Origin of the sequence: Amycolatopsis sp. VC5-11, assembly GCF_037034185.1 — a bacterium.
Taxonomy (GTDB): Bacteria; Actinomycetota; Actinomycetes; order Mycobacteriales; family Pseudonocardiaceae; genus Amycolatopsis; species Amycolatopsis nivea.
Map to the genome: position 1 here is coordinate 238,842 of NZ_JBAGKF010000007.1, position 21,304 is coordinate 260,145.

Genomic DNA, 21,304 nt, shown 5'->3' on the forward strand with positions numbered 1-21,304 from the left:
GATCAGCTCCGGCCGAGCCGGTAGCCGAAGCCGCGGATCGTGGTGAGCAGGCCGGGCCGGTCGAGTTTCGCGCGCAGTTGCGTCATGTGGACGTCGAGCGAGCGGGAAACGGCGAGGTACGCGTCGCCCCACACCTCGTCCATCAGCTGCTGGCGGCTCACCGCGGTGCCGGGCCGCGCGGCGAGCACCGCCAGCACCGCGAATTCCTTCGTGGTCAGCCCGATGTCGCGGCCGCCGACCACGACCCGGCGCGCGCCCAGATCGATCTCGACGTCCTCGATCTGCACCACCGGGTCCTTCGGCGCGGGGGAGGAGCTGCCCGCCCGGCGCGCCACCGCGTCCATCCTGGCCAGCAACTCCGCCATCCGCACCGGTTTCGCCAGGTAGTCGTCCGCGCCGAAGCGCAGCGCCCGGACGACCGAACGCTCGTCGTCGCGCGCGGTCAGCACGATCACCGGCACCGGGGACACCTGACGGATCTTGCGCAGCACGTCCAGTCCGTCGAGATCCGGCAGGCCGAGGTCGAGAAGCAGCAGGTCCGCGTCCCGGTGCCGGGTGAGCGCGTCCGAGCCGCGGCCGACTGCGGTGACCGAGTGGCCGTGCGCCTGCAGCGTTTCGGCGAGTGCCCGGGCGACCCCGGTGTCGTCCTCCACGAGCAGCACGCGCACGGCCGTCCTCCCGATCAGTCCTCGCCGCGTTCGAGGGCGGACGAACGCGAAGTTTCCCGCATTGTCGCGTACACGACGAGCGACACGAGGACGCAACCCGCGACGTACCAGAAGAAGAGCGATTCGTGACCCGCCTTCTTCAGCGCCTGCGCGATCAGCTCGGCGGTCCCGCCGAAGATCGCGACGGTGAGCGCGTAGGGCAGGCCGACGCCGATCGCGCGGATCCGCGTCGGGAACAGCTCGGCCTTCACGATCGCGTTGATCGAGGTGTAGCCGGTCACGATCACCAGCGCGCCGAGCAGCAGCAGGAACGCGAGGAACGGCTGGCTGGTGCGCGCCATCAGGGTCATGATCGGCACGGTCAGCAGGGTGCCCGCGATGCCGAAGAACATCAGCAGCTTGCGCCGGCCGATCCGGTCCGACAGCCGTCCGGCCAGCGGCTGCAGGATCGCGAAGATCAGCAGCGCGACGAACATGATCACGGTGACCGTGCGGCGCGGGATGTGCGCGGTGTTCTCCAGGAACTTCTGCGTGTAGGTGGCGTAGGTGTAGAACGCGACCGTGCCGCCGAGCGTCAGGCCGACGACGAGCAGGATCTCCCGCGGGTACTTCGCGAGCTGGCGCAGCGTGCCGCGCTCGCCCTTGCCGGTTTCCGCCCCCTCGGTGGCCCGCTGGTAGCTCTCCGACTCGTCCATCGACCGCCGCAGCGCCATCACGATCACCGCCGCGAGCGCGCCCACGACGAACGCGATCCGCCAGCCCCAGTCGCCCATCTGCTTGTCGGTGAGCACGCTCTGCAGGATCAGCTGGAGCCCCAGCGCGAGCAGCTGCCCGCCGACGAGCGTCACGTACTGGAAGCTGGAGTAGAACCCGCGCTTGCCGGGCGTGGCCACCTCGGACAGGTACGTCGCCGAGGTGGAGTACTCGCCGCCGACCGAAAGCCCTTGCAGCAGACGGGAAAACACCAGCAGGATCGGCGCCGCGATGCCGATCGTCGCGTAGCCCGGCGTCAGCGCGATGAGCAGCGAGCCGCACGCCATCATCGAAACCGAGAGCACGAGCGCGGAACGCCGTCCGTAGCGGTCGGCGAACCGGCCGAGCAGCCAGCCGCCGAGCGGCCGCATGAGGAATCCGACGGCGAACACCGCCGCGGTGTTGAGGAACTGCGCCGTGGCATCGCCGCCGGGGAAGAACGCCTTCGCGAAGTAGACGGTGAACGCCGAATAGGCGTACCAGTCGTACCACTCGACGAGGTTTCCGATCGAGCCGCGCAGCACGTTGCCGACCACGCGACGCTCGTCCCGCGCCGAGCCGGCGTCCTGGATCCGGGTAGTCATCCTTGACCTCCTGTGTCGCGACTCACGGTGACCAACCGGGCAGTAACCATCAAGGTCGAGACGCGGTTCCTTACTGTCGCTTAGGACGGGAGTGCCGGGTGCGCCGCCGGTCAGCGCAGCCGATAGCCTCAGGCGGGCGCAATCGCGAAGACGACGAGGAGAACGCAGTGGGACGGTCGGTCTTGGTCACCGGCGGCAACCGGGGCATCGGGCTGGCGATCGCCCGCGACCTCGCGGAGCAGGGCCACCGGGTCGCGGTCACGCACCGCGGGTCCGGCGCGCCGGAGGGGCTGTTCGGCGTGCAGGCCGACGTCACCGACGCCGAGCAGGTGGACGCGGCGTTCAAGCTCGTGGAGGAGCACCAGGGGCCGGTCGAGGTCCTGGTGTCCAACGCCGGGCTCACCGACGACACCCTGCTCATGCGGATGTCGGAGGAGCAGTTCGAGCGCGTGCTGAACGCGAACCTCACCGGCGCGTTCCGCGTCGCCAAGCGGGCCTCGCGCGGCATGCTGCGCGCCCGCTGGGGCCGGTTCGTGTTCATCTCGTCCGTGGTGGGCCTTTCCGGCTCGGCCGGGCAGGCGAACTACGCGGCCTCGAAGGCGGGCCTGGTCGGCTTCGCGCGTTCGCTCGCGCGCGAGCTGGGCTCGCGCAACATCACCGCGAACGTGGTCGCGCCCGGTTTCGTGCACACCGACATGACCGACGCGCTGAGCGAGGACCGGCGCAAGGAGATCCTCGCCAACGTCCCGTCCGGCCGGTACGCCGAACCGGCCGAGATCGCCGCCGCGGTGCGGTACCTGTCCTCGGACGAGGCGGGCTACGTCAACGGCGCGGTGCTGCCCGTCGACGGCGGCCTCGGCCTCGGCCACTGACTTTTCCCGAGAAGAACACCCCACGACCTGGAGGACGTGTTGCCCGGATTGCTCGAAGGCAAGCGGCTGCTGATCACCGGCGTCATCACCGACGCCTCGCTGGCGTTCCACGCGGCCCGCATCGCCCAGCAGGAGGGCGCGAAGGTCGTGCTCACCGGCTTCGGACGGCTGTCGCTGGTGGAGCGCATCGCCAAGCGGCTGCCGGAGCCCGCCCCGGTGCTGGAACTGGACGTCACGAACCAGGAGCACCTCGACTCGCTCGCCGACCGCGTCCGCGAGCACGTCGACGGCCTCGACGGCGTGCTGCACTCGATCGGCTTCGCGCCGCAGAGCTGCCTCGGCGCGCCGTTCCTGGACGCCCCCAGCGACGACGTGAAGGTCGCGGTCGACGTCTCGGCGTTCTCGTTCAAGTCGCTCGCGGTCGCGACGCTGCCGCTGCTCGGCCGCGGCGCCTCGATCGTCGGCATGGACTTCGACGCGCGCGTCGCGTGGCCGGTCTACAACTGGATGGGCGTCGCGAAGGCCGCGCTGGAGTCGGTGAACCGCTACCTGGCCAAGGAACTCGGCCCGCAGGGCATCCGGGTCAACCTGGTCAGCGCCGGCCCGATGAAGACCATGGCCGCGAAGTCCATCCCCGGCTTCGGCGAACTCGAAGGCGGCTGGGACGGCCGCGCGCCGCTCGGCTGGGACTCCGCGGACCCGGAGCCGACCGCCAAGACGGTGTGCGCCGTGCTGTCCGACTGGCTGCCCGCGACCACCGGTTCGATGATCATGGTCGACGGCGGAGTGCACGCGCTCGGGATCTGAGCTTGGTGTTGTGAATGGCCCCGCGGGAGTGTTCCCGCGGGGCCATTCGCCTTTTTAGGCGGCCACCAGGTCCGGTGCGGTGTCGCGTTTGTGGAGGCGCAGGGCCGCGGTGAGGGCGGCTACGGCTAGTGCGCCGAGTGCGACGCTTACCCAGGCGACGCTGGAGAATCCCATTCCCGCGCTGATCGTGGTGCCGCCGAGCCAGGGGCCGACGGTGTTGCCGACGTTGAACGCGGAGGTTGTGCTTGCGCCTACGAGGGTCGAGGTGCCGCCTGCTGCGGCGTAGGCGCGGACGTTGAGTGCCGGGTTGGCGGCGAATCCGGCTGCGCCGAGGATGAGCACGGCGGTTACTGCTACCGCTGGGGTGGTTGCGAAGGCTAGTGCGACGAGGGCGGCGAGGGCGATGCCGAGGCTGCCGTAAAGGGTGGCGAATGGGTACTTGTCGGCTAGTTTGCCGCCTGCGTAAATTCCGATGACTGCGCCGCCGCCGAAGAGGGCGAGGACTACTGGGACACCTGCTTCGGGGAGTCCGGCTACGGAGACCAGCACGGGTGCCAGGTAGCTGAACGTCGCGAAGACCATTGCCTGGAGTAGGGCGATCACACCCAGAGCTAGCCAGAGGCGGCTGCGGCGGAATACCTGCAGTTCTTCGGTGATCCTCGGTGCTTCGGTTTCCTTCGGGGTGCGGGGGACTGAGAGCAGGACGGCGAGGGCGGCGATGATGGTTAGTGCGGCTACTGCCCAGAAGGCGCTGCGCCAGCCTGCGTGTTGTCCCAGCAGGGTGCCTGCGGGGACTCCGACGACGTTCGCGATCGTGAGGCCGCCGACCAGCACCGCTAGTGCTTGTCCTCGGCGGGCTTCTGGGACGAGGTTGACGGTGGTTGCGGCGGCTACTGCCCAGAAACCGGCGCAGGCTATTGCGCTGATGATTCTGGTGGCGAAGAGGAGGGGGTAGCCGTCGGCGATTGCGCCTATGACGTGTGCGGCGCTGAAGACGGCTAGGAGTCCGAGGAGGGTGGTTCGGCGGGGGAGGCGGATTGTGCCTATTGCTAGCAAGGGGGCGCCGATGACCATGCCGATGGCGAAGGCGGAGATCAGGAGGCCTGCGTCGGGGATGGTGACGTTCAGGTCGGCGGCCATTCCGGGGAGGAGGCCGGTGATCATGAACTCGGAGGTGCCCAGGGCGAAGATGCTGAGGCCGAGTACGAAGACGGCTGGGGGCACGGGTGGGCTCTCTTTCTGGAACTTGTAGTACAAAATGTTGATGTATGGGGGCCTCGTCGCCTGGCGGCGACATTGGCCCCTTGGTTGCGTGGGGCACCCCGAAGCTGGATTGTGCTGACGGTTCGGGGGTGCTTGTCAAGGCGGGAAAGATGCCTTGACAAGCACCCCCGAACCGCAGGGGAGCTTCGTATCGGGGTGCGGGGGAGGGCTGGGTGCCTCGCTAGTTGGGTGCACCGGCTGCGGGTCGGGCCGGGTGTCTAGAGAGCGGGTGGATCGGCTGCGGGTCGGGCTGGGTGCCTCGATAGCGGGTGGATCGGCTGCGGGGTGGTGTGGGTGTCTAGATAGCGGGTGCACTGGCTGCGGGGTGGGGCTGGGTGCCTTGATAGTTGGGCTCACCGGCTGCGGGTGGGGCTGGGTGCCTCGCTCGTTGGGCGCACCGGCTGTGGGGGCGGTGTGGGTGCCTCGATTGTTGGGTATTTCGGCTGCGGTTTGGGTGGGGTTAGCGCCCCAATGTGGCATTGGGTGCGTCGGATGCACCCAATGTGGCGTTCGGTGCGTGGGATGCACCCAATGCCGCATTGGGGCGCATCGCGGCGGCTGCGGGTGGGGCGGCGGTGGCGGTTGGCGGGTTAGCGGCGGGCGATTGCGCTTGTCGCTAGTTTTGCTACTGAGGTCAAAGCTTTTCGTTCTGCTCCGCGGCGGGACATAGTGCGGATTCCCGAGATGGTGGCGTGGATGAAGTTGGCGATGTCGGTTGCGTCTCTGTCGCGGGTGACGCTGCCGTCTGCTTGGCCCGTGCGGGCGAAGTGCACCAGTGCGGAGAGGTGCGCTTCGGTGTCCGCGTTCACTTGTGCGGCTACCTCTGGATCGGTGGTTCCGAATTCGGAGATGGTGTTCACCATTAGGCAGCCGCGTCTGCCGTTTTCCAGTTCGTCGTCGATTGTCGAGGCGAGAAGCAGGCGAATGGCGCCTAGTCCGTCCGGGGCGTTGTCCAGCAGGGTTTCGCGGAGGCGGATGCCGCGGTGCGAGTAGTGGTCCAGCACGCGGCGGAACAGTTCGTGCTTGCTGGAGAACGTGTTGTAGATGCTGCTGCGGCCTAGTCCGGTCGCTGCGCACAGTTCCTCGGTCGAGGTCGCTTCGTATCCTCGCGCCCAGAAGGCGTTCATTGCGCCTTCGAGTGCTTCGGTTTCGTCGAACTCTCGTGGCCTCGGCATGCCGACCACGCTAACACATTTTGGATAGGCCAGTACATAACCGGGCCGCCGAGGCGTGCGGAGCGCCACAGGGGCAGGATGAGCACCGTGGGTTACGACGCGTTGCTATGGCTTTCGTTCGGGGGTCCGGAGGGGCCCGACGAGGTGATGCCGTTCCTGGAGAACGTCACCCGGGGGCGGGGCGTGCCGCGGGAGCGGCTGCTCGAGGTTGCCGAGCACTACCAGCACTTCGGCGGGGTCTCGCCGATCAACCGGTTGAACCGGGCCGCGATCGCGGCGGTCGAGAAGCAGCTCGCGGCGGAGAACATCGAGCTTCCGGTGCATTTCGGCAACCGCAACTGGGCGCCGATGGTCGAGGACACCCTGGCCGGGATGAAGGACGCGGGCGTGCGCCGCGCGCTGGTGTTCCCGACGAGCGCGTACGGCGGCTACTCCGCGTGCCGGCAGTACGACGAGGACATCGAACGAGCCCGCGCCTCCGTCGGCGACGGCGCGCCGGAATTGGTGAAGCTGCGCCAGTTCTTCGACCACCCGCTGTTCGTCTCCGCAGTCGCCGACGCGGTCCGCGCCGCCCACGCGAAACTCGGCGACCGCCCCGGCACTCGCACGGTTTTCACCGCCCACTCGATCCCGGAAAGCGCCGACCTTGCCTCCGGCCCGCCCTCCGAAGGCGGCCGTCGCTACTCGAGCCAGATCGCCGAAGCCGCCCGTCTCGTGGCAGCCGAAGCCGGAATCGCCGAGTACGACGTCGTCTGGCAGTCGCGCTCCGGCCCGCCCCAGATCCCGTGGCTGGAACCGGACATCGTCGACCACATCGACGCCCTGCACGCTCAAGGTGTGGAATCCGTAGTGGTCAGCCCGATCGGCTTCGTCGCGGACCACCTGGAAGTAATCTGGGACCTGGACAACGAAGCCGCCGACCGCGCCGCCGAACACGGCATGGCCTTCGCCCGCGCCGCCACCCCCGACGCCGACCCGAGGTTCGCCGAAATGGTGGTCGAACTGGTCCGCGAACACCTCTCCGACGCCCCCGCCCGGAAGCTTTCCTCCTTTCCCGCTGCAGGCTGCACCGTCAACGGCGCCCCCTGCGCAGTCGCCTGCTGCGAGCCTCCGCGCCGCCCCACCCGCTGACCGTACGTGAGGGGAACCCTCACGGAACCAGATTCCCCCAGGGTGGCCCTCACGACCCACCGCCGGTCGTGAGGGCCACCTTCACGTACCTGGATTCCCTCAAGGATCCCTTCACGGCCCGCTCGCCCACCCCGCGCCCGCTAGGGATGGGCCCCAATGCGGCATTGGGTGCATCAGACGCAACGAACGCCACTTTGGGTGCGTCACATGCACCCAATGCCACATTGGGGCGCTAGCCCCAACCCCCAACCCAAACCGCCACCGATGCACCCAACGATCGGTGCACCCACACCACCCCCGCACCCCGATACGAAGCTCACCCTCAGACCGTCAGCACAATCAAGCTTCGGGGTGCCCCACGCACGCCAGAGCGCGATGTCGCCGCCAGGCGACGAGCAGTCAAACCTGCCGATCCCCCTGCTCAGCAAACACCCGGACAGCCTCATTAACAGAAGCAGTCCGCGCCCCCCGAACAGCCTCAGCCAACGGCCGCAACGCCTCAGCCCGCCGATTCACCGCCGAAGCCGACAACGCCCCACCCGGATCATCCGCCTGCGCCACAGCCAAAATCGCCGAAATCTCCTCGGCCCGCTGCAACACCCGCAACGCCCGCCCGGGCGTCCCGGCAGGCCACTCGACCTGAGGCCGAGCCCGCAAATGCGCCGACAACTCCGCCCGAACCCCAGGCCGATCGCTCGCCACATCCAACGCCTGCAACGCCCCGGCACTGGCCCGGATCGCATCGGTCAACCCGTGCTCGGCATCCGGCATCGGCTGATACTCCAACGAGACCGGCGCCGGAAGCGAATACACCGTCCACCGCATCAGCCCCTCGGCGATGGGCTCCGGCACCAACCCGAACGCCAGCCCGCCGAGCACCACAGCCTCGCCGCACCGCAACGCCGCGTCAGCAAACGGCCCGCCGCCGCCGAGACCCCGCACATCGCCAGGCACCGGCAGCACCAGCTGCGCACTCACCGCCCCCTGCGCCCGCAGCGCGAGCAGCAGTTGCACGGGAGTGGCCGCCCGATGGAAAGCGAGCGGAAGATCGAACGCGTCGGCGGCAGCGGGATCGGCCGCGACCACGTCGTGGGCCTCGGCCCAGTCCTGCAAGGCGTCGAGGACGTCGTCGGACGCCGCGGCCCCGTTCAGCCACGCGGAGGACCAGACGGCGAGGGTCGCACTGGGTCGGCACACGACCGCTCATTTTACCGGTTCCTCCCGGCTCCGCCGATCCCCGCCCGGCTGGAGCCGCTCCACGTCGACGGATGCCGGAACGGTCAGTAGCGTCGAAGGGGTGAACGCTGTTCCCGACGCTCTTCCCCGTACTGCCGGCGAGCTCCGCGCCGCCGGATACGCCCCGCGCCCCATCGCGCGCGAGATCCACGACAACCTGCTCGCCGCGCTGCGCGAGGGCCGCGACGCCTGGCCCGGCATCGTCGGCTTCTCCCGCACTGTGCTGCCCCAGCTCGAACGAGCCCTGCTCGCCGGCCACGACGTCGTCCTGCTCGGCGAGCGCGGCCAGGGCAAGACCCGCCTGCTGCGCACCCTGGCCGGCCTCCTCGACGAGTGGACCCCGGTCATCGAGGGCTCCGAACTGGGCGAACACCCGCTCGACCCGATCACGCCCGCCTCGATCCGCCGCGCCGCCGAACTCGGCGACGACCTGCCGGTGGCCTGGCGGCACCGCAGCGAGCGCTACACCGAAAAGCTGGCCACGCCGGACACGAGCGTGGGCGACCTGATCGGCGACGTCGACCCCGTGAAGGTCGCCGAGGGGCGCAGCCTCGGCGACCCGGAGACCATCCACTTCGGACTCGTGCCGCGCGCGCACCGCGGCATCGTCGCGATCAACGAGCTGCCCGACCTCGCCGAGCGGATCCAGGTCGCGCTGCTGAACGTGATGGAGGAACGCGACATCCAGGTCCGCGGCTACACACTGCGGCTGCCGCTGGACGTCCTCCTCGTCGCCACTGCCAACCCCGAGGACTACACCAACCGCGGCCGGATCATCACGCCGCTGAAGGACCGCTTCGGCGCGGAAATCCGCACGCACTACCCGCTGGACGTCGAGTCCGAGGTCGCCGTGGTGCGCCAAGAGGCGAACCTCGTCGCGGAGGTCGGCGAGCCGCTGCTGGAGGTGCTGGCCCGGTTCGTGCGCAACCTGCGCGAGTCGCCGGTGATCGACCAGCGTTCCGGCGTGTCCGCCCGGTTCGCGGTGGCGGCGGCCGAAACCGTCGCGGCGGCCGCGCTGCGCCGGGCCGCGGTGACCGGGGAGGACCCGGCGGTCGCACGTCCGGTCGACCTCGAAGCCGTGCCCGCCGTGCTGCGCGGCAAGGTCGAGTTCGAGCCCGGCGAGGAGGGCCGCGAGGTCGAGCACCTCGTGCACCTGATGCGCCGCGCGATCGCGGAAACCGCCCGCGAACGGTTCGCCGGGCTGGACCTGCGCCCGCTGTCCGACGCGGTGGCGGACGGCCACCTGGTCGCCACCGGCGAGCGCGTCCCCGGCGCGGAAGTCCTTGCCGCGCTGCCGGAACTGCCGGTGCTGCACGAGGTCGCCCAGCGCGCCGGAGTGTCCGCCGACGAACCGGCCGGCCGGATCGCGGCGGCGGTCGAACTGGCCCTGGAGTCGCTGTTCCTCGCCCGCAGGCTGGCGAAGGACTCCGACGACGGCACGACGGTGTACGGCGAATAATGCCGCTCTTACCGGAGGGATATTCCTACGGCCCGTGGCACGACGGGCCGGATCCGCTGGCCCCGCCCGCGGACCTGCGGGACGCGCTGGACGAGATCGGCCGCGAGGTCATGGGCGGCTCGTCCCCGCGTTCGGCGCTGGAGGAATTGCTGCGCCGCGGCACCGAACGCACCGCGGGCCTCGACGAGCTGACCCGGCAGCTGTGGCAGCGCCGTTCGCAGATCCAGCGGCGGCACCGGCTGGACGGCACGCTCCAGGAAGTCCAGCAGCTGCTGCAGGAAGCACTCCAAGCCGAGCGCCGGGAGTTGTTCCCGGACCCCGACGACGAGGCCCGCTTCCGCGAAGCCCAGCTGGACGCGCTGCCGCCCGGCACCGCCGCTGCCGTGCGCGAGCTGAACGAGTACGACTGGCGCTCCGACGAAGCCCGGCAGAAGTACGAGCAGATCCGCGACCTCCTCGGCCGCGAGATGCTCGACGCGCGGTTCCAAGGCATGAAGCAGGCCATGCAGAACGCCGGCCCGCAGGACGTCGAGCGGATCAACCAGATGCTCGGCGACCTCAACGCGCTGCTGTCCGCGCACGCACAGGGCGCGAGCGACATCGGCGAACGCTTCGACGAGTTCATGCGGCGGCACGGCGAGTTCTTCCCGGAGAACCCGCAGAACGTCGACGAGCTGATCGACGTGCTGGCCGCCCGCTCCGCCGCCGCGCAACGCATGCTGAACTCGATGTCCGAGGAACAGCGGGCGGAACTGGCCGAGCTGGCACAGCAAGCCTTCGGCGATCCGCGGCTCGCGCAGCAACTGTCCGCTTTGGACTCCCAGTTGCGTGCGCTGCGGCCGGGGGAGGACTGGACGTCGTCCTCGCGCTTCCGCGGCCAGGACCCGCTGGGGCTCGGCGAAGGCGCGCAGGCCATGGCCGACCTGGCGGAGCTGGACGCTCTCGCCGAGCAACTGGGCCAGTCGTATCCCGGCGCGCGCCTGGAAGACATCGACCTGGAAGCGCTGGAACGCCAACTCGGTCCGGACGCAGGCGTCGACGCGCGCCGACTGTCCGAATTGGAGCGAGAACTGCGTCAGCAGGGTCTGTTCGAGCGTGCCGCGGACGGCACCTTGCGATTGTCTCCCAAGGCACTGCGCCGACTGGGCGAGACCGCACTGTCCGATGTGGTCAATTCGCTGCGCGGCAAAACCGGGGAGCGCGAGACCGAATCCGCGGGGGCGGCAGGCGAACCGACCGGTTCGAGCCGTCCCTGGCGATTCGGTGACATGCAACCCTGGGATGTCCCGCGCACCGTGCGCAACGCGGTGCTGCGCTCCACCGCGGTCGGTGCGGGCAGTGTTCGCCTCGCTGTCGAGGACGTCGAAGTCATCGAGACCGAACACCGCTCGCGAGCCGCGGTCGCGCTGCTGGTCGACACGTCGTGGTCGATGGTCCAGGAGGGCCGCTGGCTGCCGATGAAACGCACCGCGCTGGCGCTGCACCAGCTGATCAGCACCAGATTCCGCAACGACGCCCTGCAGCTGATCACCTTCGGCCGCTACGCGATGCCCGTGGAGCTGCCGGAACTGGTCGGTCTGGAAGGCACCTGGGAACAAGGCACCAACGCCCACCACGCGCTGCTGCTGGCCGGACGGCACCTGCGTCGGCACCCGGATGCGCAGCCGGTGGTCCTGATGGTCACCGACGGAGAACCCACCGCGCACCTGGAACCCGATGGCGAGGCGGAATTCTCCTACCCGCCCGAACCGGCGACCATCTACAAGACACTGTCCGAAGTGGACCGGATCGCCAAACTGGGCGCGTCGGTCACCGTCTTCCGGCTGGGCGACGACCCGCGCCTGGAAGCGTTCGTGGACACCATCGCGCGCCGCTCCGGCGGCCGGGTCGTAGCCCCTGACCTGGACGGCCTGGGCGCGGCGGTAGTGGGCGACTACCTCCGCACCCGCCGCCGCTGACACGTTCCGTGAAGGGCTCCTTGAGGGAGTCAGATTCCCTGAAGGAGTCCTTCACGGGCTTCAGCGGCGGTGCACCATGATCCGCGCGCCGTCGCCGGGCACGAGGGTGATGTGCCGGGTTTTGACCCGTTCCGGTCGGGGATTGGCCGCGCTGACCCGGTACCGCGCGAACAGCTCCCGCAGCACGATCGTCGCCTCCAGCAGCGAAAAACCCGCCCCGAGGCAGCGCCGCGCGCCGCCGCCGAAGGGGAACCAGCTGCCTGCGGGCGGGCCGCTGCCGAGGAAGCGCGTCGGGTCGAACACCTCGGGCGACGGATGGTGCGCCGCGTCCGCGTGGATCATCGAAATCGACGGCAGCACCATGTGCCCGGCCGGAACCGTGTAGGGCCCGACCTGGACGTCCTTCGTGAGCTTCCGCGAAACCTCGGAGATGATCGGCCGCAGCCGCATCGCCTCCTTCGCCACCGCTTCCAGGTACTTCTCGTCGCCCTCGCGCGCGGCGCGCGCGGTGGTCGCGGCGGTGACCGGATCCCGGGCCAGCTCGTGCAGCGCCCAGGCCAGCGCGGTCGCCGTGGTTTCGTGCCCGGCCAGCAGCAACGTGATCAGCTGGTCGCGCAGTTCGAGGTCGCTGAGCTGATCCTCCCCGGGCACGGTCAGCAGCCGGGACAGCACATCGGTCCGCTCCGCCAGATCCGGCGCGGCTCGCCGCTCGGCGATCTCCGCGTACAGCAGTTCGTCGACCCGTTCCTGCCGCTCCCGGTTCCGCCGCCACGGCCCGAACTTCTGCAACGCAGGACTGTGCCACCCGAAGAGATCCAGCGCGCTGATGTCGATGACCTGCTCCAGCGCCACGCGCAACTCCGCCAGTCGCGGTCCGTCGGTCACGCCGAAAACGACCCGCAGGATCACCTCCAGCGTCAGCGCCCGCATCCGGTCGTGCACCCGGAACGCCCGGCCCTGCGGCCACCGTTCCAGCTCCGCGACCGTCAGCTCCGTGACCATGTCCCGGTACCCGCGCATCGCCGCGCCGTTGAACGCGGGCATCAGCAGCTTCCGCGCCCTGCGGTGCTCCTCCTCGTCGGTGAGCAGCACCGAATGCCCGCCCAACATGGGTTTGAGCACCATGTTGCCCTCGCCGGCGTGGAACGTCTCGACCGGACCGGCGAAGATCTCGCGGACCAGGTCGAGGTCGCCGACCAGCACCACCGAACGCTCCGGATACAGCTTCAGCCGCACGACGTCTCCGTAGCGCCGTCGCAGCACCGGCAGCAGGGAGTTGCGGAAAGCGCCGAAAAGGAGGGTTTGCACCGCCATCGGCAGCCGGGGACCGGGCGGGAGAGCGGAACGGGCGCGGATCGGCGTGCGCAGAGCCATGCTTCGTTCGTACTCGCGCCGGACCGCGGTGTCCACCAGACTTGACCCTCACGCGACGTGAGGCGTGATCGTGGTTTCTCGCAAGGGCCATTCGGCCGAAGAAACGACAGGGGAGAGCGATGGGCTACCGGGTGGGCGAGGCGGCGGCGCTGGCCGGCGTCACCGTGCGCACGCTGCACCACTACGACGAGATCGGGCTGCTGTCGCCGAGCGGGCGGACGACGTCCGGCTACCGGCGCTACGACGAGGCCGATCTCGACCGGCTGCAGCGGATCCTGCTCTATCGGGAGCTCGGCCTTCCCCTGGAGACGATCGCGTCCGTGCTCGCGGATCCGGGAACCGACGCCGACGCCCACCTGAAACGGCAGCGGGAGCTGCTGGTGGCGCAGGCGGACCGGATCGAGCGCATGGTCGCGGCCGTCGATCGATTGCTGGAGGCGAGAGCCATGGGCAACGCGTTGACGCCCGAGGAGAAGTTCGAAGTGTTCGGCGGGTTCCGGGAGCCGGAAGGTTACGCGGAGGAGGCGGTGAGCCGCTGGGGACAAACACCGGAGTGGCAGCAGTCGCAGCTGCCGGAGACCAAGGAGCAGTGGACTGAGGCGGAGCGGCAGCGGAAGGACTGGGTGAGCCGCCTGGTCGCGCTGGTCGACAAGGGCGAGCCCGCGGACAGCCCGGCGGCCGGGCAGCTTGCCGAAGAGCACCGGGCGATGCTGTCCGCGGTGATGGGGGAGTGCGGGTACGAGATGCAGCAGAAGATCGCGGACCTGTACGCGGACGAGCCCGCGCAGCTGGCCTTCCTGGTCCGCGAGGACGAGCAGCGGCCCGGCATCGGGGCGTACGTGCGCGACGCCGTCCGGGCGAACGCCGTCCGGCAGCGAGCCTGACCGTACCGGTGGGAGGGACACGCGGCTGTCCCTCCCACCGGGTGGGAAAGCGGACGGACGTCACGCTTACAGTCGGAGGCATGCAGACTTGGTCATCCGTCGCCGTGCCCCGGCTGCCCGGCACGCCCCGTCCTCTCCGGCTTCACGACACCGCGACCGGGCAGGTCCGCCCGACGGCACCCGGAGCCGCCGCCCGGATGTACGTCTGCGGCATCACCCCCTACGACGCCACCCACCTCGGCCACGCCGCCACCTATCTCGCGTTCGACCTGGTCAACCGGGTGTGGCGGGACAACGGGCACGAGGTGCACTACGTCCAGAACGTCACCGACATCGACGAGCCGCTGCTCGAGCGCGCGGAACGCGATTCGGACGACTGGATCGTGCTCGGCATGCGCGAAACGGCGCTGTTCCGCGAGGACATGGAGGCCCTGCGGGTGCTGCCGCCGCGCCAGTTCGTCGGCGCGGTCGAGGCGATCCCGGAGATCGTCGAGGTCATCGCGAAGCTGCTCGCCGACGGCAGCGCCTACCGCGCGGACGACGCCGAGTTCCCGGACGTCTACTTCGACCACAACGCGACCGGCCGCTTCGGCTACGAGTCGAACTACGACGCCGAGACCATGGCGAAGTTCTTCGCCGAGCGCGGCGGCGACCCGGACCGTCCCGGCAAGCGGCACCCGCTGGACGCGCTGCTGTGGCGCGTCGCGCGCGAGGGCGAGCCGTCGTGGGAGTCGGAGCTGGGCGCCGGACGGCCGGGCTGGCACATCGAATGCAGCGCGATCGCGGTGAACCGCCTCGGGCTCGGTTTCGACGTGCAGGGCGGCGGGTCCGACCTGATCTTCCCGCACCACGAGTACAGCGCCGCGCACGCCGAGGCCGTCGCCGCCGACCACCCGTTCGCCCGGCACTACGTGCACGCCGGGATGATCGGGCTCGACGGCGAGAAGATGTCGAAGTCCCGCGGCAACCTGGTCTTCGTGTCGCGGCTGCGCGCCGACGGCGTCGACCCGGCGGCGATCCGGCTCGCGCTGTTCGCCGGGCACTACCGCGAGGACCGGGCGTGGACCGACCAGCTGCTGGTCGACGCGCAGGAACGGCTGGCCCGCTGGCGCGAAGCCGTCGCGCTGCCGGCCGGACCCGACGCGGAGGACACCGTGGCGCGGCTGCGCGACCACCTCTCCGACGACCTGAACACGCCGAAGGCCCTCACAGCGATCGACGCGTGGGTCACGTCGGCGCTGCGCCGCGACGGCACCGACCAGGCCGCCCCGGGCCTGATCAAGGAGGCCGTGGACGCGTTGCTGGGCATCGTGCTCTGAGCTTTTCGGGACCGGGCAGTGGCCGGAACACGCTTCCGGCCACTGCCCGCCGTTTTAACTGTATAACGACCTATACATCCTGGCGTTGGCCGTCCGCCAGCGCCAGGTGGTCACCCGCCCAGCGGCGGCGCAACCACCGGTCATGCGAAGCCAGGACGACCGCGCCCGGCGCGCTGTCGAGCGCTTCGGACAGTTCCTCGGCCAGGCTGAGCGACAGGTGGTTGGTCGGCTCGTCCAGCAACAGCACGTCCGGCGGCTCCGCGAGCAGCACCGCCAATGCCAGCCGACGCCGCTGACCCACCGAAAGCTCGCCGACCGACCGGTCGTGTTCCCTCGGCGGCAGCAACCCGAGCGTGGACAGCGAGGGCGCCGCTTCGCCGGCCGCGGCGCGGTACACCTCCTGCGCGGTCCGCTTCGGCCGGGCGAACGTGACGTCCTGCTCCAGCAGCCCCACTCGCACGCCGGGTCCGAAGTGGACAGTCCCGGCCGACGGCGTGAGCTGGCCGGCCAGCACCGACAGCAGCGTGGATTTGCCCGCCCCGTTGCCGCCGGTCACGAGAAGCCGCGCGCTGCGGTCCACGTCCAGCTCGTCCAGCTGCACCCGGCCCGGAACCGCGATGCCGCGCACCGACACCGCCGGCCCTTCGCCGCCGGTGTCCGCGGTGAGCGTGGCCCGGAACCGCAGCGGCGCGGGCGGTTTGCGGACCTGCTCGCGCTCCAGGGTGTCGAGTTTCAGCTGGGCATTGCGGACTCGGCGGGAAATCTGCTTCTGCACGCGACCGGTCTTGAAGTCGTAGAGCATCTTCGCGTTGTCCCGCGGCGCCCGGTTGTGCGCGACGCGGCGCGCGGTGCCGTGCACGGATTCCCGCAGTTGCTTGAGTTCCTCCTGTTCTTCGGTGAACCGCTGTTCCCAGCGGGCCCGTTCGGCCTTTTTCTGGCCGAGGTAGTCGGTGTAGCTGCCGCCGTAGCGCGTCGCGCCGCCGACGCGGCGGTCCGCCGGAACCGGGTCCAGGTCCACGATGTCCGTGCAGACCGCGTCGAGGAACACGCGGTCGTGCGAGGACAGCACGACGACGCCGGTCAGCTCCGCGAGATGGCGCTCGAGGAATTCCATGGCGTTGTCGTCGAGGTGGTTGGTCGGTTCGTCGAGCAGCAGGATGCGCGGCCGCCGCACCAGCAGCGCGGCCAGCCCGAGCCGCGACCGCTGGCCGCCGGACAGCGTGTGCAGCCGCCGGTCGTGCCTGATGTCGCCGAGCCCGAGCCCGGCGAGGACGAGGTCCGCGCGCCGGTCCGCGTCCCACAGGTCGTGGGCCTGCGCCCATTCCAGGACGTGGCCGTACTCGCTGAGCACCTCCGGGTCGTCGGGGCGCTCGGCGAGGACGGCGGCGAGCTTGTCGAGCGTCGCCGCGGCGGTGCGGATCTCGGCGAGCGCCTCGTCGAGGACGTCGGAAACTCGTGCGGTGCCGTCGAACGGCAGCTCCTGGAAGAGGAAGCCGAGGTCGCCGTGCCGCACGACGTCGCCGCCGCGGGGGACTTCAAGTCCGGCGAGCAGCCGGAGCAAGGTTGATTTCCCGACGCCGTTTTCGCCGACGAGACCGATCCGCCTCCCGGGCGACGCGACGAGCGAGACGCCGTTGAGGACGGTGCGGGCGCCGTAGCCGAAAACGAGGTCGGAGGCGTGCAGGACAGTAGACATGAGCGATCACCGGGCCTTTGCGGTGGAAGCGAAATCCCCGACGGGCAACGCGCGGCTTCCCGGGAGCGGGGCTCGACCGGGAGCGGCCTCGATGCGGGGAGGGCTCGGCTCAGCTGTCCATGATGGGCGGGAGCTTAACGCGGGGGCGGCGGGGAAGCGCAACCGGTTTTTCGGGCGCTCGGTTCGGGCCGGTCAGGATTCTCGCGGCGGCAAGGCCGGATGGCCGGTGGGGTAGATGCCGACCGCGAAGCCGTAGGTGGTGTCCCCGGACCGGGGCAGCCGGTCGAACTCTTCGACGAGTTCGGCCATCCGGTCCCAGAACTGCGAGGCCTGGTCCGGGGAGATGCGTGCCTGCCGGATGAAGCCCCACAGCTTTCCCGCCTCGAACGCCTCGGCGGATTCGCGGGCCGCCACCTCGAAGTCGTTGAAATCCCTCGCGTTCCCCATGGCCGGCCCCGGCTCGACGAAGAACATGCGCGCGGTGCGCCCGTAGAACCGTTCCTCGACGGCGCGGACCCGGCGCGTGCGAACGACCTTGAGCAGGCCGTTGACCTCGAGCACGCGCACGTGGTGCGCGACCGTGCTCTTGGGGCGGCGCACCGCCGCCGCGAGCTCGCTCACAGTCGCGGCTCGCTCGTGCAGCAACTGCAGGATCGAGGTGCGCAACGGGTGTCCGATCGCCTTGACCTGCGCGGGTTCGGTCAAGGCCAGCCGATCGGCGAGTGCGTAGTCGGGCGGGTTGTTCGCCATGGCTGAACAGACTAGCGTTGCCGAACGTTCCACATAACTGGTTCGTTCACTGAGGGGATTTCCGGCATGGCCGAAATCGTGCTGTACCACCACATCCAGGGCTTGACCGACGGCGTGCGCGGTTTCGCCGACGAACTGCGCCGGGACGGGCACACCGTCCACACTCCCGATCTGTTCGGGGGCCGGACGTTCGCCAGCATCGAAGACGGCTTCGCCTTCGCCCGGGAGACCGGCTTCGAGCAGGTGCGGGAACGCGGGATCGCCGAGGCGGAGGCCCTCGGGCAGGACCTCGTGTACGCCGGGTTCTCCTTCGGCGTCACCGTCGCGCAGCGCCTCGCGCAGACCCGGCCGGGAGCGCGCGGCGCGCTGTTCTTCGACTCCTGCCTGCCGGTCAAGGAGTTCGGGACGGCGTGGCCGGAGGGGGTTCCGGTGCAGATCCACGGCAAGGAGAACGACGAGTTCTTCGAGGAGGACCTGCCGTCCGCCCGCGAACTCGTCAGCTCCGCCGAGAACGCGGAGTTGTTCGTCTACCCCGGCGACCAGCACCTTTTCGCCGACTCCTCGCTGGCCGCCTACGATCCCGAGGCAGCCGGTCTGCTCCTGGAGCGCGTGCGCTCGTTCCTCGCCTCGCTCTAGCCGGGCGCCTTGACGCGGGGGCAGCCGCCTGCAACTCTGAAAGAATCGTTTCGAAAGAAACCCTTCAGAGTTAGGCGGGCCGATGACCGAACTGCCCCCGCGCAAGCGGATCGACGACGTCGAGCTGCTGCGGGCCCTCGCGCACCCGCTGCGGTCCGCGCTGGTGCACCACCTGATGGCGGTCGGCCCGTCGACCGCCAGCGAGTGCGCGGACGCGGTCGGCTCGACCGCGTCGAACTGCAGCTGGCATCTGCGCAAGCTGGCCGAGCACGGCCTGGTCGAGCGAGCCGAGGGCGGCGACGGGCGGGAGCGGCCGTGGCGGGCCTGCCAGGTCGGGCTGGTGCTCGGCAGCCCGGACGGCGATCCGGCGCTGGAAGCGGCGCAGCTGGCGGTCGCGGGAACTGAGCTGGCCGAGGAACAGGAGCTGACCCAGCGGTACCTCGACACGGTCGAGCGGCTTGATGAGGACTGGCGCGAGGTGGGCGGCTTCTTCTCGTACGGCCTGAAAGCGACACCCGAGGAAGTCGGCGCGCTGACGAAGGCGATCGACGACCTGGTCCGGCCGTACGTCAGCACGATCCGCGAGGACGCGCCCGCCGACGCCCGCGCGGTCTTCCTCGGAATGCGTGCCTTCCGCCGGATCGGGCACGACGGGAAACCGGCGTGAGACGACTGCTGGCGGCACCGGGATTCGCCCGGCTCTGGGTCTCCGCGTTCTTTGGCGAGACCGCCGAGTGGATGCTGCAGGTCGCGCTGCCGGTGTACCTGTTCGTCCGCACCGGCTCCGCGGTCACGACGGCGTTGAGCATCGTGCTCGGCCTGCTGCCCGCGGTGCTGCTGAGCCCGGTCGCGGGGATCGTCGCCGACCGGTGGGACCGCCGGGTCGTGCTGGCGACGGTGTGCGTCGGGCAGGCGGTGGTGGTGCTGCCGCTGCTGGCGAGTTCCGAGCTGCCGGTCGCGGCGGTCTACGCGGTGATGGCGGCGCAGGCAGGGCTGGCGTCGGTGTTCGAACCGGCGCGCAGTGCGCTGGTGCCGGAGCTGGTCGGCGTCGAGGACGTCACCCCGGCGAACGGGCTGATGAGCGTGAACGGCAGCGTCGCGCGGCTCGCGGGCGGCTGGGCCGGGGGAGCGCTGCTGGGCTGGGGCGGTCTCGAGCGCGTGATCATCGGCTACCTCGTCGCGCTCGCGGCCGCGGGGATGCTGCTCGCGTTCCCCTTCCGCCGGGCGGCGGTGCGCAAGACCGCGCCCGAGCAGACGGATTGGCTCGCGGGCGTCCGCGATCTGGCGGGAAAGCGGCTTCGCGCGACGAGTGTGTCGGCGCTGCTGACCTCGCTCGCGCAGGGCATGTTCCTGGTGCTGTTCGTGGTGTTCGTGCTCGACATCCTGCGCGGCAGCGAGGCCGATGCCGGGCTGTTGCGCGGCGTGCAGGCGATCGGCGGCCTGGCCGCCGGGTTCGCGGTGGCGACGCTGGCGCGCCGGGTCGCGCCGGTGCTGCTGCAGGGCTGGGGGCTGGTCGCGGCGGGGCTGATGTCGGCGGCGATCTGGAATCTGCCGGGCGCGACCACGGTCCTCGGGGTGTACGTCGGGCTGTTCATGGCGGTCGGCGCGCCCGCCGTGGCGGCCGGGGCCGGGCTGCTGTCGCACGTGCAGGCGGAGACCGGCCCGGATCGCGCGGGACGGGTGCTGAGCACGGTGTACGCGCTGATGGCGGCGGGCACGGCGGCCGGTTCGCTGCTGGCCGGCGCGCTCGTCGCGGTGACCGGGCCGACAGTGCTGCTGAACGTGCAGGCAGGCCTCCACGTGAGCGCCGGGCTGGTCGTTCTGGGGTGGGGGAATGGGCGGTTCCGGCGCTCCCGGGCGCGGAAAGTCGTTACGGTGGACGAGTGCCGTCTCTCTTCGCCACCAGCGACCTCCACGTGACCCACGAGGGCAACGGCCCGATCGTCGACGAGGTCGTGCCCGACGATCCCGGCGACTGGCTGCTCGTCGCAGGCGACGTCGCCGAGTCCGCCAAGGTCATCCGCGAGACGCTCGCCAGGCTGCGCGAGCGGTTCGCGAAGGTCGTGTGGGTCCCGGGCAACCACGAGCTGTGGACCACGCCGAACGACGCGTGCCAGCTGCGCGGCCAGGCTCGGTACGAATTCCTCGTGGAGCAGTGCCGCGAGATCGACGTCCTCACGCCCGAGGACGAGTTCCCGGTGTGGGACTTCGGCCCGGAACCGCTGACCATCGCGCCGCTGTTCGTGTTCTACGACTACAGCTGGCGCACCCCGGCGACCGAGGGCAAGACCCGCGAAGAAGCGCTCGCGCACGCCCGAGAGATCGGCGTCGTGTGCACTGACGAGTACTACCTGCATCCGGACCCGTACGAGTCGCGCGCGGCTTGGTGCGAGCAGCGACTGAAGGTGAGCCGCGACCGGCTGGACGCGATCCCGGCCGACCGCCGCACGATCCTCATGTCGCACTGGCCGCTGCACCGGCACCCGACGAATCCGTTGTACTACCCCGATTTCGCGCTCTGGTGCGGCACCACGCAGACCGAGGACTGGCACCTGCGCTACCGGGCCGAGCTGGCCGTCTACGGGCACCTGCACATCCCGCGCACGACGTCCGCCGACGGCGTGCGGTTCGAGGAAGTCTCGCTCGGCTATCCGCGCGAGTGGCGGAAACGGGAGCGCGGCGCGGTTCCGGTGCGCAAGCTGCTCACCGCCTGAGCGCGACCGGCCTGCCCGCGCAGAC

19 protein-coding genes are annotated in these 21,304 nt (G+C 70.2%); 11 read left to right on the forward strand and 8 right to left on the reverse strand.

Features of this window, described 5'->3' with window-relative positions; translation table 11 throughout:
* Window positions 1–2: 2 nt before the first annotated feature.
* Both WA670_RS22770 and WA670_RS22775 read right to left on the reverse strand, forming a co-directional pair.
* Window positions 3–668 (reverse strand): response regulator transcription factor, encoded by a 666-nt coding sequence (locus WA670_RS22770; protein ID WP_037806515.1) that lies wholly within the window; start codon window positions 666–668, stop codon window positions 3–5.
* Between the two features lie 14 nt (window positions 669–682).
* Window positions 683–2,005, reverse strand: coding sequence for an MFS transporter (locus WA670_RS22775; RefSeq protein WP_037806513.1), 1,323 nt, complete (start codon window positions 2,003–2,005; stop codon window positions 683–685).
* A gap of 167 nt (window positions 2,006–2,172) precedes the next feature.
* On the opposite strand from WA670_RS22775, the gene fabG reads away from it, so the two are divergent.
* Together fabG and fabI are read left to right on the forward strand one after the other, a co-directional pair.
* Window positions 2,173–2,877 carry a beta-ketoacyl-ACP reductase gene (gene fabG / locus WA670_RS22780; RefSeq protein ID WP_043826988.1) on the forward strand — a complete coding sequence of 235 codons (705 nt, stop codon included), beginning with the start codon at window positions 2,173–2,175 and terminating at the stop codon, window positions 2,875–2,877.
* Between the two features lie 39 nt (window positions 2,878–2,916).
* Window positions 2,917–3,684 carry an enoyl-ACP reductase FabI gene (gene fabI, locus WA670_RS22785; RefSeq protein WP_009078109.1) on the forward strand — a complete coding sequence of 256 codons (768 nt, stop codon included), beginning with the start codon at window positions 2,917–2,919 and terminating at the stop codon, window positions 3,682–3,684.
* Between the two features lie 54 nt (window positions 3,685–3,738).
* Here the strand turns inward: fabI and WA670_RS22790 are convergent, their stop codons facing one another.
* Window positions 3,739–4,908, reverse strand: a complete 1,170-nt coding sequence (locus WA670_RS22790; protein ID WP_336158871.1) for a Cmx/CmrA family chloramphenicol efflux MFS transporter — start codon at window positions 4,906–4,908, stop codon at window positions 3,739–3,741.
* Window positions 4,909–5,537: 629 nt separating this feature from the next.
* Window positions 5,538–6,122 carry a TetR/AcrR family transcriptional regulator gene (locus WA670_RS22795; protein ID WP_037806838.1) on the reverse strand — a complete coding sequence of 195 codons (585 nt, stop codon included), beginning with the start codon at window positions 6,120–6,122 and terminating at the stop codon, window positions 5,538–5,540.
* Between the two features lie 87 nt (window positions 6,123–6,209).
* Here WA670_RS22795 and WA670_RS22800 point away from each other — a divergent pair, with 87 nt between their 5' ends.
* Window positions 6,210–7,253: a ferrochelatase gene (locus tag WA670_RS22800; RefSeq protein ID WP_336158872.1), complete on the forward strand. Its 1,044-nt coding sequence runs from the start codon at window positions 6,210–6,212 to the stop codon at window positions 7,251–7,253.
* 399 nt (window positions 7,254–7,652) lie between these two features.
* On the opposite strand, the gene WA670_RS22805 is transcribed toward WA670_RS22800, so the two are convergent.
* A complete protein-coding gene (locus WA670_RS22805; RefSeq protein ID WP_134668442.1) occupies window positions 7,653–8,450 on the reverse strand; it encodes a hypothetical protein in 798 nt (265 codons plus the stop codon).
* 100 nt (window positions 8,451–8,550) lie between these two features.
* Here WA670_RS22805 and WA670_RS22810 point away from each other — a divergent pair, with 100 nt between their 5' ends.
* Window positions 8,551–9,948, forward strand: coding sequence for an ATP-binding protein (locus tag WA670_RS22810; protein ID WP_037806510.1), 1,398 nt, complete (start codon window positions 8,551–8,553; stop codon window positions 9,946–9,948).
* Entirely contained in the window at window positions 9,948–11,906 is a 1,959-nt protein-coding gene (locus WA670_RS22815; protein WP_336158789.1) for a VWA domain-containing protein, read from the forward strand. The genes WA670_RS22810 and WA670_RS22815 overlap by 1 nt, the downstream gene beginning before the upstream one ends.
* Before the next feature lie 60 nt (window positions 11,907–11,966).
* Here WA670_RS22815 and WA670_RS22820 read toward each other — a convergent pair whose 3' ends face one another.
* A complete protein-coding gene (locus WA670_RS22820) occupies window positions 11,967–13,280 on the reverse strand; it encodes a cytochrome P450 (RefSeq protein WP_336158873.1) in 1,314 nt (437 codons plus the stop codon).
* A gap of 119 nt (window positions 13,281–13,399) precedes the next feature.
* On the opposite strand from WA670_RS22820, the gene WA670_RS22825 reads away from it, so the two are divergent.
* The gene (locus tag WA670_RS22825; RefSeq protein ID WP_336158790.1) at window positions 13,400–14,164 is read left to right on the forward strand and encodes a MerR family transcriptional regulator; all 765 of its coding nucleotides are present in this window, start codon (window positions 13,400–13,402) and stop codon (window positions 14,162–14,164) included.
* Between the two features lie 80 nt (window positions 14,165–14,244).
* On the forward strand, window positions 14,245–15,483 hold the full coding sequence (gene mshC / locus WA670_RS22830; protein ID WP_037806506.1) for a cysteine--1-D-myo-inosityl 2-amino-2-deoxy-alpha-D-glucopyranoside ligase: 1,239 nt from the start codon (window positions 14,245–14,247) through the stop codon (window positions 15,481–15,483).
* A 70-nt stretch (window positions 15,484–15,553) separates the two neighbouring features.
* Here mshC and WA670_RS22835 read toward each other — a convergent pair whose 3' ends face one another.
* Both WA670_RS22835 and WA670_RS22840 read right to left on the reverse strand, forming a co-directional pair.
* Window positions 15,554–17,179 (reverse strand): ABC-F family ATP-binding cassette domain-containing protein, encoded by a 1,626-nt coding sequence (locus tag WA670_RS22835; RefSeq protein WP_275294847.1) that lies wholly within the window; start codon window positions 17,177–17,179, stop codon window positions 15,554–15,556.
* Window positions 17,180–17,371: 192 nt separating this feature from the next.
* Window positions 17,372–17,929, reverse strand: coding sequence for an ArsR/SmtB family transcription factor (locus WA670_RS22840; RefSeq protein WP_238606608.1), 558 nt, complete (start codon window positions 17,927–17,929; stop codon window positions 17,372–17,374).
* 66 nt (window positions 17,930–17,995) lie between these two features.
* On the opposite strand from WA670_RS22840, the gene WA670_RS22845 reads away from it, so the two are divergent.
* The 4 genes from WA670_RS22845 (at window position 17,996) to WA670_RS22860 (ending at window position 21,279) form a co-directional block, all read left to right on the forward strand.
* Complete coding sequence (locus tag WA670_RS22845) at window positions 17,996–18,565, forward strand: dienelactone hydrolase family protein (protein WP_238606607.1); 570 nt, start codon at window positions 17,996–17,998, stop codon at window positions 18,563–18,565.
* 82 nt (window positions 18,566–18,647) lie between these two features.
* Window positions 18,648–19,232 (forward strand): ArsR/SmtB family transcription factor, encoded by a 585-nt coding sequence (locus WA670_RS22850; protein WP_336158791.1) that lies wholly within the window; start codon window positions 18,648–18,650, stop codon window positions 19,230–19,232.
* The gene (locus WA670_RS22855) at window positions 19,229–20,485 is read left to right on the forward strand and encodes an MFS transporter (RefSeq protein ID WP_336158792.1); all 1,257 of its coding nucleotides are present in this window, start codon (window positions 19,229–19,231) and stop codon (window positions 20,483–20,485) included. The genes WA670_RS22850 and WA670_RS22855 overlap by 4 nt, the downstream gene beginning before the upstream one ends.
* Window positions 20,449–21,279, forward strand: coding sequence for a metallophosphoesterase family protein (locus WA670_RS22860; protein ID WP_037806499.1), 831 nt, complete (start codon window positions 20,449–20,451; stop codon window positions 21,277–21,279). Before WA670_RS22855 ends, WA670_RS22860 begins: the two co-directional genes overlap by 37 nt.
* Window positions 21,280–21,304: the final 25 nt, after the last annotated feature.

What these genes read in the sequence shown, in the direction of transcription:
- WA670_RS22820 (WP_336158873.1), bottom strand. Translation starts at nt 13,280, where the DNA reads ATGGCTCTGCGCACGCCGATCCGCGCCCGTTCCGCTCTCCCGCCCGGT.
- WA670_RS22775 (WP_037806513.1), bottom strand. Translation starts at nt 2,005, where the DNA reads ATGACTACCCGGATCCAGGACGCCGGCTCGGCGCGGGACGAGCGTCGC.
- WA670_RS22815 (WP_336158789.1), top strand. Translation starts at nt 9,948, where the DNA reads ATGCCGCTCTTACCGGAGGGATATTCCTACGGCCCGTGGCACGACGGG.
- WA670_RS22835 (WP_275294847.1), bottom strand. Translation starts at nt 17,179, where the DNA reads ATGTCTACTGTCCTGCACGCCTCCGACCTCGTTTTCGGCTACGGCGCC.
- WA670_RS22845 (WP_238606607.1), top strand. Translation starts at nt 17,996, where the DNA reads ATGGCCGAAATCGTGCTGTACCACCACATCCAGGGCTTGACCGACGGC.
- WA670_RS22795 (WP_037806838.1), bottom strand. Translation starts at nt 6,122, where the DNA reads ATGCCGAGGCCACGAGAGTTCGACGAAACCGAAGCACTCGAAGGCGCA.
- WA670_RS22825 (WP_336158790.1), top strand. Translation starts at nt 13,400, where the DNA reads ATGGGCTACCGGGTGGGCGAGGCGGCGGCGCTGGCCGGCGTCACCGTG.
- WA670_RS22850 (WP_336158791.1), top strand. Translation starts at nt 18,648, where the DNA reads ATGACCGAACTGCCCCCGCGCAAGCGGATCGACGACGTCGAGCTGCTG.
- mshC (WP_037806506.1), top strand. Translation starts at nt 14,245, where the DNA reads ATGCAGACTTGGTCATCCGTCGCCGTGCCCCGGCTGCCCGGCACGCCC.
- WA670_RS22840 (WP_238606608.1), bottom strand. Translation starts at nt 17,929, where the DNA reads ATGGCGAACAACCCGCCCGACTACGCACTCGCCGATCGGCTGGCCTTG.